At 72.8% G+C, this 16,518-nt stretch carries 16 protein-coding genes and 1 pseudogene; 10 read left to right on the top strand and 7 right to left on the bottom strand.

The features are described from left to right. The first annotated feature begins 3 nt into the window (after positions 1-3). From pdhA to ACF061_RS23755, 4 genes and pseudogenes are all read left to right on the top strand, one after another. A complete protein-coding gene (pdhA, locus tag ACF061_RS23770) occupies positions 4-1,086 on the top strand; it encodes a pyruvate dehydrogenase (acetyl-transferring) E1 component subunit alpha (protein ID WP_392268955.1) in 1,083 nt (360 codons plus the stop codon). Between the two features lie 3 nt (positions 1,087-1,089). Beyond that, entirely contained in the window at positions 1,090-2,073 is a 984-nt protein-coding gene (locus tag ACF061_RS23765) for an alpha-ketoacid dehydrogenase subunit beta (protein ID WP_392268954.1), read from the top strand. Beyond that, entirely contained in the window at positions 2,066-3,343 is a 1,278-nt protein-coding gene (locus tag ACF061_RS23760) for a dihydrolipoamide acetyltransferase family protein (protein WP_392268953.1), read from the top strand. Before ACF061_RS23765 ends, ACF061_RS23760 begins: the two co-directional genes overlap by 8 nt. A 237-nt stretch (positions 3,344-3,580) precedes the next feature. Continuing rightward, positions 3,581-3,993, top strand: a pseudogene (locus tag ACF061_RS23755) (transposase); the annotation flags it as partial. A 99-nt stretch (positions 3,994-4,092) separates the two neighbouring features. Here ACF061_RS23755 and ACF061_RS23750 read toward each other — a convergent pair. From ACF061_RS23750 to ACF061_RS23730, 5 genes are all read right to left on the bottom strand, one after another. Beyond that, on the bottom strand, positions 4,093-5,199 hold the full coding sequence (locus ACF061_RS23750) for an aliphatic sulfonate ABC transporter substrate-binding protein (RefSeq protein ID WP_392268952.1): 1,107 nt from the start codon (positions 5,197-5,199) through the stop codon (positions 4,093-4,095). Between the two features lie 296 nt (positions 5,200-5,495). Further along, entirely contained in the window at positions 5,496-5,597 is a 102-nt protein-coding gene (locus ACF061_RS23745; protein WP_392268951.1) for a putative leader peptide, read from the bottom strand. 138 nt (positions 5,598-5,735) lie between these two features. Next, on the bottom strand, positions 5,736-6,194 hold the full coding sequence (locus tag ACF061_RS23740) for an RrF2 family transcriptional regulator (RefSeq protein WP_392268950.1): 459 nt from the start codon (positions 6,192-6,194) through the stop codon (positions 5,736-5,738). A gap of 167 nt (positions 6,195-6,361) precedes the next feature. After that, the gene (locus tag ACF061_RS23735) at positions 6,362-7,591 is read right to left on the bottom strand and encodes an acyl-CoA dehydrogenase family protein (RefSeq protein ID WP_392268949.1); all 1,230 of its coding nucleotides are present in this window, start codon (positions 7,589-7,591) and stop codon (positions 6,362-6,364) included. 48 nt (positions 7,592-7,639) lie between these two features. Next, positions 7,640-7,933, bottom strand: a complete 294-nt coding sequence (locus ACF061_RS23730; RefSeq protein WP_392268948.1) for a hypothetical protein — start codon at positions 7,931-7,933, stop codon at positions 7,640-7,642. Between the two features lie 751 nt (positions 7,934-8,684). On the opposite strand from ACF061_RS23730, the gene ACF061_RS23725 reads away from it, so the two are divergent. The 6 genes from ACF061_RS23725 (at position 8,685) to ACF061_RS23700 (ending at position 13,741) form a co-directional block, all read left to right on the top strand. After that, entirely contained in the window at positions 8,685-8,906 is a 222-nt protein-coding gene (locus ACF061_RS23725; RefSeq protein ID WP_392268947.1) for a hypothetical protein, read from the top strand. Positions 8,907-9,022: 116 nt separating this feature from the next. Next, entirely contained in the window at positions 9,023-10,060 is a 1,038-nt protein-coding gene (locus ACF061_RS23720; RefSeq protein ID WP_392268946.1) for an amino acid ABC transporter permease, read from the top strand. Continuing rightward, entirely contained in the window at positions 10,057-10,821 is a 765-nt protein-coding gene (locus tag ACF061_RS23715; protein ID WP_392268945.1) for an amino acid ABC transporter ATP-binding protein, read from the top strand. The genes ACF061_RS23720 and ACF061_RS23715 overlap by 4 nt, the downstream gene beginning before the upstream one ends. A 42-nt stretch (positions 10,822-10,863) precedes the next feature. Then, a complete protein-coding gene (locus ACF061_RS23710) occupies positions 10,864-11,886 on the top strand; it encodes an ABC transporter substrate-binding protein (RefSeq protein WP_392268944.1) in 1,023 nt (340 codons plus the stop codon). A gap of 92 nt (positions 11,887-11,978) precedes the next feature. Beyond that, on the top strand, positions 11,979-12,536 hold the full coding sequence (gene ssuE, locus ACF061_RS23705) for an NADPH-dependent FMN reductase (protein ID WP_392268943.1): 558 nt from the start codon (positions 11,979-11,981) through the stop codon (positions 12,534-12,536). Positions 12,537-12,583: 47 nt separating this feature from the next. Further along, the gene (locus tag ACF061_RS23700; RefSeq protein ID WP_392268942.1) at positions 12,584-13,741 is read left to right on the top strand and encodes an LLM class flavin-dependent oxidoreductase; all 1,158 of its coding nucleotides are present in this window, start codon (positions 12,584-12,586) and stop codon (positions 13,739-13,741) included. 251 nt (positions 13,742-13,992) lie between these two features. Here ACF061_RS23700 and ACF061_RS23695 read toward each other — a convergent pair whose 3' ends face one another. Next, on the bottom strand, positions 13,993-15,135 hold the full coding sequence (locus ACF061_RS23695; protein ID WP_392268941.1) for a homoserine O-acetyltransferase: 1,143 nt from the start codon (positions 15,133-15,135) through the stop codon (positions 13,993-13,995). Between the two features lie 5 nt (positions 15,136-15,140). Continuing rightward, positions 15,141-16,502, bottom strand: coding sequence for a bifunctional o-acetylhomoserine/o-acetylserine sulfhydrylase (locus ACF061_RS23690; protein WP_392268940.1), 1,362 nt, complete (start codon positions 16,500-16,502; stop codon positions 15,141-15,143). Between the last annotated feature and the right edge of the window lie 16 nt (positions 16,503-16,518).

Genomic DNA, 16,518 nt, shown 5'->3' with positions numbered 1-16,518 from the left:
TTCATGCAGGCAGTACCGACCGCACTCGATCCGGAGCCGGTGGCCCTCAGCACCCCCGAGGGCCTGCCGGTGGAGGACCCGCCGTTCGACGTAGGACTGTCACTGGAGGAACTGACCGGCCTGTACGAGTGGATGGTCCTCACCCGGGCCGTGGACGCGGAGTTCGTCAACCTCCAGCGGCAGGGGCAGTTGGCGCTGTATCCCTCGTGCCGGGGCCAGGAGGCGGCACAGGTGGGCTGCGCGGCCGCCCTGCGCTCCGACGACTGGCTCTTCCCGCAGTACCGGGAACTCGGGCTGTTCCTGATGCGCGGTGTTCCGGCCGCCGCGGTCGGCTCGGCCTGGCGCGGCACCTGGCACGGTGGCTGGGGCTTCGCCGAGCACGCCTGCGCGCCGATGTCCATCCCCATCGGCACGCACGCCCTGCACGCGGTCGGCGCCGCGATGGCGGCGTCCCGGCTCGGGGAGGACTCGGTGACCGTCGCGTTCATCGGTGACGGGGCGACGAGCGAGGGAGACGTGCACGAAGCGCTGAACTTCGCCGCCGTCAACTCCGCGCCGTGCGTGTTCTACATCCAGAACAACCAGTGGGCGATCTCCGTGCCCCTGTCGCGGCAGACGCGGGCCCCGTCCCTGGCGCACAAGGCCGTGGGCTACGGCATGCCGGGGGTGCGGGTCGACGGCAACGACGTCCTCGCCTGCCGGGCGGTGACCGAACAGGCCGCCCGCCGGGCCAGGGAGGGCGGCGGCCCGACCCTCGTCGAGGCGGTCACCTACCGGCTCGCCCCGCACACCACCTCGGACGACCCGACCCGGTACCGCTCGCAGGACGAGGTGGACCGTTGGGAGCGGCTCGACCCCCTGCCACGCTACCGCCGGTACCTGACCCATCTGGGCGTCTGGCACACGGAGGTCGAGGACCGCGCGCGGGCGCGGGCCGCGCGGATGTGCGCCGAGCTGCGCGACAGCGTGTTCGACGCACCGGACGTCCCGCCGGCGGAGCTGTTCGCGCACGTGCTCAAGGAGCCGACGAAGGATCTGCTGGAGCAGTCCGGCCTGCTCCTCGCCGAGCTGGCCCGGGAGGAGTGATCAGTGGCGGCGACCATGGTGGAAGCGATCAACACGGCGCTGCGCGAGGCCATGGCCGAGGACGAGCGGGTCCTCGTCTTCGGCCAGGACGTGGCACGCCACGGCGGAGTCTTCCGGGTGACGGAGGGCCTCGCCGAGCGGTTCGGGCCGCAGCGCTGCTTCGACACACCGCTGGCCGAGTCGGCGATCGTGGGAGTGGCACTGGGCATGGCGATGCGTGGGCTCCGGCCGGTGCCCGAAATCCAGTTCGACGGATTCGCCTACCCCGCTCTGGACCAGATCGTCAGTCACCTGGCCAAGTACCGCAACCGCACCAGGGGGCAGCTTGCGGTCCCGGTGACGCTGCGCATCCCGTCCTTCGGCGGTATCGGCGCGGTCGAGCACCACTCGGAGTCCACCGAGACCTACTGGGCCCACACCGCCGGGTTGCGGGTGGTGACACCCGGCACGGCGGCCGACGCCCACGCGCTGCTGCGCCAGGCCATCGACTGCGACGACCCGGTGCTCTTCCTGGAGCCCAAGCGGCGGTACTGGGAGAGCGGTGACCAGGCCGCCGGGGAATCACCGGCGGACCTGGCACGGGCGATGGTCCGCCGGACCGGGACGGACGTGACGGTCGTCGCCTACGGCGCCACCGTCGGCACCGCCCTCGAAGCCGCGGAGACCGCCCGGAGCGAGCACGGGTGGGAGCTGGAGGTGGTGGACCTGCGTTCGCTGGCGCCCCTCGACTTCCCCACCGTCGCCGAGTCGGTGTCCCGTACCGGACGCTGCGTCGTGCTGCACGAGGGACCGCGCACCCTGGGGCTCGGGGCGGAGATCGCGGCCAGGGTGCAGGAGGAGTTGTTCTGGGACCTGGAGGCCCCTGTGCTGCGGGCCACGGGATTCGACACGCCGTATCCGCCCGCGCGATGGGAGAAGGCATGGCTTCCGGGTGTGGACAGGCTGCTCGACACCATCGACCGGTCCTTCGGGTACGCCCATGACTGACGACGCGGTCCGGGAATTCCTCGTACCCGACCTGGGTGAGGGGCTGATCGAGGCGACCGTCGTCGAGTGGCTGGTGGCGCCGGGCGACCCGGTCACGGTCAACCAGCCACTGTGTTCCCTGGAAACGGCCAAGGCCGAGGTGGAGATCCCCTCCCCGTTCGCCGGGGTCGTGCTGGAACGGCGCGGGGAGCCGGGAGAGACCCTGCCGGTTGGCACACTCCTGACCCTCATCGACACCGCGCCGGCCCGTGGGACCGGCCGCGAGGACGGCACCGACGGAGCGGAGGGGGAGCCGGTACTCGTCGGATACGGCACGCACCGGGGCACGGAGACCGGCCGGCGCACCGTCCGACGGCGCCCCGCTCCCCGGCGACCGCAGACCGTCCCGACGGACACCGGACGCCCCCGCGCCAAGCCGCCCGTGCGGCAGCTCGCCCGTGCGCTCGGCGTGGACCTGGTCTCGCTCGGCAGCGGCTCGGGACCCGAGGGGACCATCACGCGCGCGGACGTCCACGCGGCCGCGGCCTCCCTCGCCACGGGGCCCGCCGAGGAACCCGGGACGGAGCCGGCCGCACACGTCCTTCCGGTCCGCGGCGTACGGGCGCGGACGGCCGAGCGGATGACGACGGCCCGCCGGGAGATCCCGGACGCGCACTGCTCCGTCACCGCCGACTTCTCCCGTCTGCTGTCCCTGCGCGACCGGTTGCGGGCGGAGTTGGCAGCGGAGGGGGCCACGCCCACGCCCTTCTCACTCCTGCTGCGGCTGCTGACGCTGACGCTGCGCGATCACCCGCGGCTCAACGCCTCCTTCGTCGAGGAGGGCCCGGCGGTGCGCACGTACGACGCGGTGCACCTGGGCATCGGCACCGCCACCCCGCGTGGCCTGGTCGTGCCGGTGGTCCGCGACGCCCAGGAGCTGTCCACCGTGCGGCTGGCCGAGGAGACGGCGCGGCTGGCCGCCGGGGCCCGCGAGGGCACACTCGGTCCCGGAGAGCTGACGGGGTCCACCTTCACCGTCTCCAACTTCGGCGCGCTGGGGGTCGAGGAAGGGGTGCCGGTCATCAATCACCCCCAGGCGGCGATCCTCGGCGTGGGTTCGATCCGGCCCCGCCCGCACGTCGTGGGGAGCGACACGCTCGTCGTACGGCCCACCGCCAGGCTCACCTGCGCGTTCGACCACCGGGTGTGCGACGGCGCGGAGGCCGCCGCCTTCCTCACCGCCCTGTGCGGCCTCGTCGAATCCCCCGAGACGGTCCTCCTGCGCATCTGAGGCGGGGCCGGGACGTCCAGCACCAGTGGGACCGGACAAGGAAAGGACACTGCCACAGTGCCCCCAGCGCAGACCCCCTCGGACTCTCCTGTCCTCCGCCGGCCCAGGGCGGCTCGTGTCCAGCGCTTCCGGCCGTCCCCGCGCACCGGGACACGTGAACTCGCCGGGCGGCACGGCGCCGTCGGCTCGGGCCGGGGCGCGCCCGGACCGGAGGCGGTGGCGGGCATCGTCGAACGGATGGTGCCGGACGAGCTGTGGGAACTGTTCCAGCGGGTGGTGCCGCCGGCGCCGACGCGACCGCAGGGCGGTGGCCGACGGCGCCACGGCGATCGGGAGGTGCTGGCCGCGATCGTGTTCGTGGCCACCTCGGGCTGTAGCTGGCGGCAACTGCCGGCCGCGTCGTTCGGGCCCTCGGGAGCCACGGCCCACCGGCGCTTCACCGAGTGGGCCAAGGCCCGGGTGTGGGGCCGGCTCCACCGCCTGGTCCTCGACGAACTCGGCTGCCGCGGCGAGTCGGACTGGTCACGGCGCGCGGTCGACTCGGTGAACACGCGGGTGACGCGAGGGGAGACCTGACGCGACCGGATCCCACAGGCCGGGGCCGGGACGGGGCGAGGACCCGGCGCGCGGGAGCCCCCGCGGGTCACGGGCGTGGTCGCCGCGGCCGGAGGCTCCCAGGAGGGTGACGGACTCGGCCGGTGTCGTGACCATGGCCGTCGCCTCCCGGGAACACGTCGCTCCGGCCGCCGTTACTCGGTGCCGAGACCGGCGTCGTCGACCTTGTCCTTGCCCTCGGCCGCCAGGACCCGGTCGAGCAGCGTGAGGTCGTAGATGCCCTTCAGGTCGGGCTTGTCCAGGAGGCCGGCCGTCACCGCGTGCTCCGCCTCGGTGCTGAGGGTGGAGGCCAGGGGGTCGTCGAGGAAGGTGATGGACTTCCAGGCCGGGTCGATGACGTCCGCGGGCAGCGCCTTGCCCGACAGCTCCTTCAGCGCGGTGTTGGCGGACGCCTTGGCCTTCTCCGGGTTGGCGTTGATCCACTCGTTGGTCTTCACCGAGCCGCGCAGCACGGCCTCCACGACGTCCGGGTGCGCCTTGAGGAACTTCTGCGACACGATGATGTTCGTGATCACGAACTTCTTGTCGGGCCACAGCGCCGACTCGTCGAGCAGTACCTTCGCGCCCTCGGCGACCAGCTTGGACGCGGTCGGCTCGGGCACCCAGGCGCCGTCGATGGAGCCGGACCTGTAGGCGTCCGGAGTGATCTTGTTGTCGGTGCGGACGACGGAGACGTCGCCCTTGCCGCTCTGGGCGTCGACCTTCCAGCCCTGGCCGGCGATCCAGTTGAGGAACGCGACGTCCTGGGTGTTGCCGAGCTGCGGCGTGGCGATCCGCTTGCCCTTGACGTCCTTCAGGGACGCGATCTTCTTCGGGTTCACGACCAGCTTCACGCCGCCGGAGGCGGAACCGCCGATGATCCGCAGGTTCTTGCCGTCGGACTTGGTGTAGCCGTTGATGGAGGGGGAGGGGCCGATCCAGCCGATGTCGATGGACCCGGCGTTGAGCGCCTCGATCTCGGAGGGGCCGGCGTTGAAGGTGTAGGGCTTGATCGCGGTGCCGCCGAGCTCCTTCTGGAACAGGCCCTCCTGGACGCCCACGAGAGCGGTGGCGTGCGTGAGGTTGGGGAAGTAGCCGATCTTCACCTCGTCGGTGGAGAGCTTCTCGGCGCCCGCCGCGACCGCGGGCTTCTTCCCGTCGTCGGAGGAGTCGGAACCGTACCCGCAGGCGGTCAGCAGGACGGGGAGTGCTGCTGTGACGGCGATGGTGCGCAGGGCGGCGAGCGGTCTTGCGGCAGACACGGAGGTGGCCTCTCAGGAAATGGGTGATCAGGGGGTGCGGCGGAGCGTGGCGGGGACTGCGCGCGGGCGTCTGCGCACCGCTCACCGGCTCGCGGCGGCGCAGACGCCGGCCCGGACCCGGGAGCGGATCGTGGGGGGAGTGGATGTGGCGCCTCCGGCACAGCGGTGCCGCGCCTCGAACACGCGGGCGGTGAGCGCGGCGGGTGCTGTCGGGCGGAGGCGTCCGCCGGATCCGGCCGGACGGTGGGAGGAGCGCGGCGGTTCTCCGCGCGGTGCCGACGGGTCCCGCGGACGGTTCAGACGAGCCGACAGATGGCGCTGGAGGTGCGGCCGAGATCGATGTGGCGACGCGAGGTCAGCAGGGGCAGCGGCAGGAGCGTGCGGTCGAACGATCCCACGACCCCACCCCGCATTCCCTAGTTTTCCTACCTGGCTGCTAGGGATCGTGGCAGAAGGCGGCGCCGAACCCAAGAGGTTGTTCGCATGGTGGACGGGCTTCTCTCGCTATTCGGGACGAGGGTGCACGGCCCGACGTGTCAGGGGTTGGTCCACGCTCCTGGGGCGTCGCTCAACGCCGACACCTCGGCCGGCAGGCGGGCGCCCGCGACGTCCGCCAGTGACACGCCGTCGAGGATCTCGCGCACGTTGGACCGCAGCGCGATCCACAGGGGCAGGAGCGACTCGGCCGGGCCGGTGTAGGACAGTTCCGGAGGGCGGACCCCGCGCACCGAGACGAGCGGGCCGTCCACGACGCGGATGACGTCGGCGATGCTGACGGACTCGGCGGGCCGGGCCAGCCGGTAGCCGCCGTTGCCGCCGCGCCGGCTGAGGACGAGACCGCCCCGGCGCATGTCGTTCAGGATGCTTTCGAGGAACTTGTGCGGGATGTCCTGGGCGTCGGCGATGGCCTCGGCCTTCACCGGCCCGCCGTCCGGCGACGCGGCGAGCTGCAGCGCGGCGCGTACCGCGTAGTCCGCCCTGGCCGAGATCCGCATGCGCCCATTGTCCCCAATGGTCTCGGCCGGCGTCCGCGATGCGCCGCGCCGTCGGTCCGGCGCTCCGGTGCGGCGGCCGGCGACGGTCAGGCAGGCAGGACGAACGGCGACGGTCAGGCAGGCAGGACGAACGGCGACGGTCAGGCAGGCAGGACGAACGGCGACGGTCAGGCAGGCAGGACGAACGGCGGATGCGCGCCGTTGAGGAAGTAGTCCCCGACATCGCGGAGCCGGTGGGCGACGGGCTCGTACAGGGTCTGGGTCCGGGTGTTGCGCCAGAAGCGGTCGAAGCCCAGCCGCGCGGACGCGGAGCGGGCCCCGACGATGTCGAGGGCGCGGGCGGTGGACTCCTGCGCGGCCCGCGAGGAGGCGGCTTCGGCCATGGCGACGAGGACGGAGATGTCCGCGTACTCGTCGTAGGTGAGGTCCTCGCCGCGGGTCAGCCCGCCGTGCACGGCTTCCAGCGCCTGGTCGGTGAGTGCCGACGCGGAGCGGGTGAGGACGGTGAGCTCCCCGTAGGCGGCCAGCACCTGCGGGTCCTGCGAAGCGCCGCCCGGCCAGGCGGAGTGCCAGGACGAGCGGTCCGCCCTGCTGTACTCCCGGGCTTCGGCGAGCACTCCCTCGGCCATCCCGAGACGAAGCTGGACGGACAGCAGCCGCCCGACGGGAGAGGCCAGGGCGGCCAGGGGCGACAGGTCGTCATCGTCCGCGGACAGGGAACCGAGCACGTCCTCGGCGGCGACCGGTACGGCGTCGAACTCCACGCATCCGCCGGCCGCGAGGCGCTGGCCGAAGGTGTCGGCGCCGCCGTCGACGTCGACGCCGGGATGGTCGGGATCGACGACGACCGCGAGAGGTTCGCCGGTGTCGGCACGCACGGCGCGTACGGCGAGGCGGTCGGCGACCAGGACTCCGGTGGAGTAGGTCTGCCGGCCGTTGAGCACGTGCCCGCCGCGGACCTTGGACAACGTCAGGGGGAATTCCTGGCCGGCCAGACCGCCACCCCAGAACCACTGCCGGGCCGCACATCGTCGCCCGAGTTCGTCCGCCTGGGAGGGGGTGGCGAGGAACCGGGCGCTCCACGTCAGGAAGTAGTGACAGCCGAGCAGTTGACCGATCGCGCCGTCGGCGGCGGCGATCCCCCGGACCACGGCGTAGGCCGTGGGCCAGTCCGCGCCGCCGCCCCCCGACCCGGCCGGCACGAGGAGCGTCAGCAGTCCCGCCTCGCGCAGTCGGGACACCTCGTCGAACGGGACCTTGCCCGCCTGCTCCCGGGCCGCCGCGTCCGTGGCCAGGTCGTCCGCCGTCTCGCGGGCCACCCGCAGCCAGTGCGCACGGCCCGGCCCGGTCCGGGCGGCCTGCGAAGCGGGGCCGGACGGCGCGATGGCAACGCCCATGGCGGTGATCTCCTCAAGGTCGGCGGCACGATGGGGGTTGGAGCGCTTCTACTGGTCGGGCAGGTGTTTGCGGCCCTCGCACCCCACGGCGGCGATCCGGCGCCGGTGAGTCGCGGACGTGCCGCGCGGGTGGGCGGCGCCGACCTCCACGGTGCGGCCGTCACCGAGGTGGTCGTAGCCCCGTGTGCCGCCCGCCGGCGGCTCGCGGGAGGGCACCCGGCACGGCGACGGGACCAGGTGTCCCGGCAGTGCGAACTCCAGGAAAGCGGGGAGGGGTTCGCGCGCCTCGGGCGACGGCGGACCCGATGGGGCGGTGGCCCGAGCCGCAGGTGCCGTGGTCATGGCGGTCGCCCTTCGGAAGTCACGTCGGGACATCGGGCACGGCGGGAACTGGCTCGCCCGACCGCCCGGGACGGGGGAGAGGGGCGGAGCGGCACGCCGCCGCGTGTCGGCCGGGTGCCTCACGCAGACCGGCGGACGGCGCTGACGACACGACCGAAACCGGCATGCCGACGGCGAACGAGTCGTCGCTGCGCGGGTACTTGACCATCATCCTGCGCACCCGGCCGGCGCCCCGTCAACGCTTCCCTAGTAAATCGATAGGGAATGTAGGGAATGCCACACCGGGGTGAGTTCAGCATCCGGGCCGTGGTTGACGGGACGCGGGATGTACTGCTCAATTAATCGCATGAATGCCGAGCAGCGCCTGGTCACCCGTGACCACATCGACTTCGGTCGGGTGTGGTCCGCCGCGTGTCGCGCCTGAAGCGGCAACCGGCCGTCCGACCGGCCCTTCCCCTCCCTCGGTCACCTCGTCGCGGACCGGGTTCCCCCCTTGGTGACATCGTCGCGCACTCGCGCTGAGACACGCTGATCCCGCGTGGGGGAAGGTCCTGCCGGACCGGAGCGGCGCTGCCGCCGCCCGCCCTCCCGCAGGCCCACGCCCCGGCGTCGTCGCACCTGCTCACCCCGGCTCCCGGCACCCCGTGGCGCGCCGTCACACCTGGCCGCACCGAGGGCCGCCGCGCCGTGCCCGCGTGCCGCCCCGCCTGTCCCCGCACGGCGCCGGGGACTTGTCGAAAGGTCGTCCCCCATGCCAGTGGAGTTCCTCGGCATCACCGCCACCGACGCGTCCCCGGCCCCGGACGACGACCCGGTCGCCGCCGTACGCGAGGCGGACGACGGCCGGTGCCCGGGCCGCACGGCCCGGGGCGTCGCCCGCCTCCCGGGGGAGCGCCGCCGCCTCGGCGCCGGTCCCGCCCTCGACGAGGTTTCCCCGCCCGCCAGGGCGTTCCAGGCGACCGCCGGCGACTGATCGCGAACGGCGCCGACACCCCGGTCCCCGACGGACGGAGCACCACCGCCACCGCGATCGACCCGTCGCGGATCACCCGACCCGAGCCCAAGCAGCCAGAGATCAGGACCGCCACGATGGGACTCATCACCGAACCCGCCACCGCGCCGACCGGCGCGACCTCACCGGGCACCGATCCCCACGCCCCGCCCGGCCCGGACGACCCGGCAACGCTCAAGGTCGTCCCCGCCCGCCACTACGCCCGCTGGGCGGCGGCCGTCGCCGTGGTGGTGCTGGTCGCCCAGTTCGTGCACGGGCTGGCCACCAACCCGGTCTGGGAGTGGGGCGTCTTCCGCGACTACGTCCTGTCGGAGACGATCGTCCAGGCGGTGTGGGTCACCCTCCAGCTCACCGCCTACGCCACCGTGCTGGGTTTCCTCCTCGGCACCGTCCTGGCCTTCATGCGGCTCTCGCGCAGCCCGGTGCTGCGGACCGTCGCCTGGACCTACATCTGGATCTTCCGGTCCATCCCGATGATCGTCCAGCTGGTGTTCTGGTTCAACCTGAGCGCGCTGTACCAGGAGTTGGGAGTCGGCGTCCCCTTCGGCCCGGTGTTCTGGTCCGTCGACAGCAACACCCTCATCGGCACCATCGGCGCCGCTGTCATCGGCCTGACGCTGCACCAGGCCGCCTACGCCGCCGAGATCGTCCGCGGCGGCGTCATCTCCGTCGACCACGGACAGCTCGAAGCCGCGGCCGCGCTGGGCATCCCCCGGTTGCGGCAGATCCGCCGGATCGTGCTGCCGCAGGCCATGCGCGCCATCCTGCCCACCGCCGGCAGCGAGATCATCGGCCTGCTCAAGGGCACCTCGGTGGTCTACGTGATGTCGATCGGGGAGCTGTTCTACCAGGCGCAGGTGATCTACGGCCGCAACGGCCGGGTGATCCCGCTGCTGCTGGTCGCCACCGCCTGGTACGTGGTGCTGACCTCCCTGCTGTCGGTCGCCCAGTACTACGTCGAGCGCCGCTACGCCCGGGGCACCGACCGCACTCCACCGCCCACCCCGATCGAGCGCGCCCGCCGGTTCGTACACGGCCTTCGCGCGACGGCGGCGCGGCGCGACCAGCCCGTCGTACCCCTGAAGACCCTGGCACCCCTGGGAGACAACCGATGAGCGAGGTCATGGTGGACGTCCACGGCGTCCACAAGAGTTTCGGCCCGCTCCAGGTGCTGCGCGGCGTCGACCTGAGGGTCCGCGCCGGCGAGGTCACCGTGATCCTCGGCCCGTCCGGTTCCGGGAAATCGACGCTGCTGCGCACCGTCAACCACCTGGAGAAGGTCGACCGGGGCTGGATCAGCATCGACGGCGAGCTCATCGGCTACCGCCGCTCGGGCGGCAAGCTGCACGAGCTGAAGGAGAAGGACGTCCTGAAGCAGCGTACCCACATCGGGTTCGTCTTCCAGGACTTCAACCTCTTCCCGCACCTGACCGTGCTGGACAACCTCACCGAGGCCCCCGTCTCCGCGCTGCGCCGCCCGCGCAAGGAGGCGGAGCGGACGGCCCGTCTGCTCCTGGAGCGGGTCGGCCTCTCCGACAAGGCGGACGCCTACCCGCGGCAGCTCTCCGGTGGCCAGCAGCAGCGTGTCGCCATCGCCCGGGCGCTCGCCCTCGAGCCGAAGGTCCTGCTCTTCGACGAGCCCACCTCGGCGCTCGACCCGGAACTCGTCGGCGAAGTCCTCGACGTCATCAAGGACCTGGCCCGCACCGGGACCACCATGATCGTCGTCACCCACGAGATCGGCTTCGCCCGCGAGGTCGCCGACACCGTGGTCTTCATGGACGGCGGTGTCGTCGTGGAACAGGGGCCGCCCGCGGCCGTCCTGGACGACCCGCGGCAGGAGCGCACCCGCGCCTTCCTCTCCAAGGTCCTCTGACCGCCCCACCCCGCCCCGCACGCCCACGCAAGGAGAAGGAACGTGTCCACCCTCCCCCGAGTTCCAGGCTTCACTCGAACAGGGGGCGCCCCCACCGCCCGCCGCTCCGCCGCGGCCGCGCTCGGCCTCGCCTGCGCCCTCGTCCTCGCCGCCTGCGGCAACCCTTCCGAAGGCGGCGCCGCCGAGGTGGCGGCCACGAAGGGGGCCAGGACGGGAATCAACATCAGTCCGGACCAGAACCGCGTCACCACCCACAAGGTCGACTCCATCGCCGCCGAGGTCCCGGAGGCGATCCGCAGAAGAGGCACCCTGGAGATCGTCGACTCCTCCGGCTCCGCCGCGCCGCTCGCCTTCTACGCCACCGACAACAAGACCGTCATCGGTGTCGAGCCCGACCTCGCCCACCTGGTCGCCGACGTCCTCGGCCTCGAACCGCACATCAGCACGGTCTCCTGGGAGAACATCTTCGTCGGCCTCGACAGCGGCAAGTACGACGTCGGCTTCAGCAACATCACCGACACGGAGGAGCGCAAGGAGAAGTACGACTTCGCCTCCTACCGCAAGGACAACCTCGGCTTCGAGGCGAAGAAGGGCAGCGGACAGAAGGTCACCGGGCCCGAGGACGTGGCGGGCCGGACGGTCGCCGTGAGCAGCGGCACCAACCAGGAGAAGCTGCTCATCGAGTGGAGCGAGGAGGACGTGAAGGCCGGCCTCGAACCGGTGGACATCAAGTACTACCAGCACGACAGCGACACCTACCTCGCCCTCCAGTCGGGACGGATCGACCTCTATCTCGGCCCCGACCCGACCGCCGCCCATCACGCGGCGACCACCGGGAAGACGGAGGTCGTCGGCACCTACTCCGGCGCGGGCGCCACCCTCCAGGGCCTCATCGCGGCCACCACCAAGAAGGACAACGGACTGGTCAAGGCGCTCGCCGACGCCCTCGACGAGATCATCGACAACGGCACGTACGCCGAGGTGCTCAAACGCTGGGGCCTGTCCGACGAAGCCGTGGCGAAGTCGGAGATCAACCCGCCCGGCCTGCCCAGGACCAACAAGTAGCCGTCCACTCAGGCGGCTCCCGCAGCTTGCGCGGCCGCCGCACGCGGCCCCGCACCGATCCCACGCCGATCCCACGCTCCGAAGGGTGCGCAATGGCCACCGTCCTGTCCGTCTCCGGAAGTCCCTCCGTCACCTCCCGCACCGCCCGCCTGCTGCGCCACCTCGACCGGCGCCTCACGGCCCAGGGACACGAGGTGATCCCGCTCGACGTCCGCACCATCCCCGCCGACGCCCTCCTCGGCGCCGACTTCCGGCACCCGGCGATCGTCGAGGCCGCGGCGCTGTTCGACCGCGCCGACGGCGTCGTGATCGGCACCCCCGTCTACAAGGCCGCCTACTCCGGACTCCTGAAGGCGCTGCTCGACCTGATGCCCCAGTACGGTCTGGCCGGCAAGACCGTGCTCCCGCTGGCGACCGGCGGAACCACGGCGCACGTCCTGGCGATCGACTACGCACTGCGCCCGGTGCTCAGTTCCATGGGCGCCGCGCACATCGTCCAGGGCTGGTTCACGCTGGACGAGGACATCGCGGTGGGCGAGGACGGCACGCTGACCGTCGCGCCGGGTCCGGCCGAGGCCCTCGCGCAGGTCGTCGACCGGTTCTCCGAAGCCCTCGCCGGCCGTACCGCCCTGCTGGCCGCCGCCGGATGAGCGCCCCGACCCCGAACGCCCACGACGAGCGAAAGGCGTGAGCCCGAGTGAGCCTCACCTTCCACTGGTTCCTGCCCACCAACGGCGACAGCCGCCATGTCGTCGGCGGCGGCCACGGCGCCCCCGGCACCCCCTCGGGACAGGACCGTCCGCCCACGGTGGCCTACCTGAGCCAGATCGCCCGCGCCGCGGAGGACCTCGGCTTCACCGGTGCGCTGACCCCCACCGGCGCCTGGTGCGAGGACGCCTGGCTGACCACCGCCATGGTCAGCCAGAACACCGAGCGGCTGAGGTTCCTGGTCGCCTTCAGACCCGGCTTCGTCTCACCCACACTGGCCGCGCAGATGGCGTCCACCTTCCAGCGGCAGACCGGTGGCCGGCTGCTGCTCAACGTGGTGACGGGCGGCGAGTCCCACGAGCAGCGCGCCTACGGCGACTTCCTCGACAAGGACGCGCGGTACCGACGCACCGGTGAGTTCCTGCACGTGGTACGGGAGTTGTGGCAGGGCAGGACGGTCGACCTGGCCGGCGAGCACCTGAGGGTCGAGGACGCCCGGCTCGCCAGACTGCCCGACCCCGTACCGGAGGTGTACTTCGGCGGCTCGTCGCCGATCGCCGGCGAGGTCGCGGCGCGCCACGCCGACGTCTACCTCACCTGGGGCGAGCCGCCCGCCCAGGTCGCCGGGAAGATCGCCTGGATCAGGGAGCTGGCCGCCGGGCAGGGCCGTGCCCTCCGCTTCGGCATCCGGCTGCACGTCATCACCCGCGACACGTCCGAGCAGGCGTGGGCGGAGGCGAACCGGCTCCTGGACGGCTTCGACCCGGAGACGGTCCGGTCGGTGCAGGAAGGACTCGCCCGCAGCGAGTCCGAGGGGCAGCGGCGCATGCTCGCCCTGCACGGCGGCAGCGGCGCGGACCTGGAGATCCACCCCAACCTGTGGGCCGGCATCGGCCTGGTGCGCGGTGGCGCGGGCACGGCGCTGGTCGGCAGCCACACCGAGGTGGCGGAGCGGATCAAGGAGTACCACGCCCTGGGCATCGAGGAGTTCGTCCTCTCCGGCTACCCGCACCTGGAGGAGGCGTACTGGTTCGGCGAGGGCGTCCTGCCGAGGCTCCGGGCGCAGGGCCTGTGGCGGCACCCGAACGGCCGGCCGTCGGCGGCCCCGGCCCCCGCGCCCTTCGCCGCCGCCGGCAGCCCGCGCTGAACCACCCGCCCCCCCGAGGAGGCCGAGCGCGTCCCGGGGCGCGGGTCACCGGCGCGCGCCACACCGCGGCGCGGTGTCCTCCCGGCGGGGAAGGGGCGGCCGGCCCCGCGCGGCGCCCCGACGCGACGTGCCCCGGCCGGCCCCGCACAGCGGTGCGCCCGCCATCCGGTCGGTGACACGGGACACCCCGGGGTAGGGACGCCACAGGGCGGTCGGCGCCGCACGTCGGGAACCTCGCGGTCGCTCCCGGCCTACCCGACGAGTTCTCCCACGAGCGCGGCGACCTGCTCCAGCTCGATCAGGAAGCCGTCGTGACCACACGGGGACCCGATCACCCGCAGGCGGTCCGCCGTTGGGATGCAGGCCGCCAACTCGGCCTGCTGGGACAGGGGATAGAGACGGTCGGAGTCGACTCCGGCGACGAGCGTCCTGGCCGCCACCCGGCTCAGGGCGGCGCGCGTACCGCCCCGGCCGCGACCGATGTCATGACTGTTCATGGCCTGGGTCAGCGTGACGTAGCTGCCCGCGTCGAACCGGTCCACCAGCTTGGCGGCGTGGTGGTCGAGGTAGGACTCGACCTGGTACCGCCCGCCGTTCCAGGGCTCCTCCGCGTCCTGCGGGGTGCGTCCGAACCGGATCCGCAGCTCCGGTTCGCTGCGGTAGGTGACATGGGCGAGGCGGCGGGCCAGGCCCAGTCCCGCGTGCGGGCCGAGCCCGGGACCGGCGTCGTGGTAGTCGCCGCCGCGCCAGCGCGGGTCGCTGCGGATGGCATGGAGCTGGACGTTCGCCCAGGCGATCTGCTCCGCGCTCGCCGCGGCCGCCGTGGCGAGCAACAGCAGTGCCCCGGTCCGTTCCGGATGCGACACGGCCCACTCCAGCGCCCGCATCCCGCCCATCGACCCGCCGACGACCAGCGCCCAGCGGTCGATGCCCAGGGCGTCGGCCAGGCCGGCCTCGGCCGCGACCTGGTCGCGTTGCGTCAGGAACGGGAAGCGACCACCCCAGCGGCGTCCGTCCGGCGCGCGGGAGGACGGTCCGGTGCTGCCCTGACAACCGCCGAGGACGTTCGGCGCCACGACGAACCAGCGGTCCGTGTCGAGCGCGCGCCCCGCGCCGATGAGCCCGTCCCACCAGCCGGAGGAGGGGTGCCCGGGCCCGGCGGCGCCGGCGGCGTGGCTGTCACCGGTCAGGGCGTGCAGCACGAGCACCGCGTTGGAGCGGTCCGGCGCGAGCCGCCCCCACGTCTCGAACGCGAGCCGCACGTCCGGAAGTTCACCGCCCGCCTCCAGAGGCAGCGGCCCCTCGCGCCCGTACCACTGGCGATGCCCGGGCGGATCCCCCTCCCGCCAGGCCCCGGAGGCCGGCGGGAGGGGGACCTCGGAGGGCGTCAGCACGGTGTTCAGGACGCGCCCTTCACCGCGCGGAACCCCGCCTCCAGGTCGGCCTTGAGATCGGCGAGGTTCTCGATGCCGACCGACAGGCGCACCAGACCGGGGGACGCGCCGGTGGCCGCCAGCTGCTCGTCGTCGAGCTGGCTGTGCGTCGTGGAGGCGGGGTGGATGATGAGGCTCCGCACGTCGCCGATGTTGGCGAGGTGGCTGAACAGCTCGACCCCGTCCACGAACCGCTTGCCGGCCTCGACCCCGTCCCGCAGCTCGAAGGAGACCACGGCGCCCGCACCCCGGGGCAGGTACTTCCGCCCCGCCCGGTACCACCTGCTGGACTCCAGCCCCGGGTAGTGCACGGCGGCGACCTCGTCCCGCTGCTCCAGCCATTCGGCCAGGGCCTGGGCGTTGGCGGAATGGCGTTCGATCCGCAGGCTGAGCGTCTCCACGCCCTGCAGGAGCAGGAAGGCGGAGTGCGGGGAGAGCGCCGGCCCGAGGTCGCGGAGCAACTGCACCCGCAGCTTGACGGCGAAGGCGCCCGGCCCGAGCGCGGGCCAGTACCGCAGTCCGTGGTAGCTGGGGTCGGGCTCGGTGAAGTCCGGGAACCGCTCGGCGTGCGCCCCGAAGTCGAAGGTGCCGCCGTCGACGACCACACCCGCGATCGCCGTGCCGTGCCCTCCCAGGAACTTGGTCGCCGAGTGCACGACGATGTCCGCGCCGTGCTCGATGGGCCGCAGCAGATAGGGGGTCGGGACCGTGTTGTCCACGATCAGCGGCAGCCCGGCCGCGTGCGCCACGGCCGCGACCTCCCGCACGTCGAGCACATTGCCGCGCGGGTTGCCCAGCGTCTCCGCGAACAGGGCCTTGGTGTTCGGCCGGATCGCCGCCCGCCAGGCCGCGAAGTCGTCCGGGTCGTCCACGAACGACACCTCGATGCCGAGCCTGGGCAGCGTGTGCCGGAACAGGTTGTAGGTGCCCCCGTACAGCGACGTACTGGAGACGATGTGGTCGCCGGAGCTCGCCAGCGTCAGGATCGCCAGGGTGTCGGCCGCCTGGCCGGAGGAGAGCGCCACGGCCGCGACCCCGCCCTCCAGGGCCGCGACGCGCTGCTCGAACACGTCCTGGGTGGGATTGTGGATACGGGTGTAGATGTTGCCGGGCTCGGCCAGTGCGAACAGGTCGGCGGCATGCCGCGTGTCCCGGAACACGAACGACGTCGTCTGGTAGATGGGCGTCGCCCGGGCGCCGGTCGCGGGGTCGGGCGTGGCGCCCGCGTGGATCTGCTTGGTCTCGAAGGACCAGGCGGAGGTGTCGGCAGCGGCGGGCGCGTCCTCGGGGGTGTGGCCGGCGGTGACGGAGTCGACGTGCTGGCTCATGGTGGTGCTCCCTTGT

Source organism: Streptomyces sp. NPDC015220, from assembly GCF_043079345.1.
In the GTDB taxonomy this organism is placed as follows: domain Bacteria; phylum Actinomycetota; class Actinomycetes; order Streptomycetales; family Streptomycetaceae; genus Streptomyces.
The sequence above is the reverse complement of the archived record's forward strand: the minus strand, read 5'-3'. Positions and strand labels throughout refer to the sequence as shown.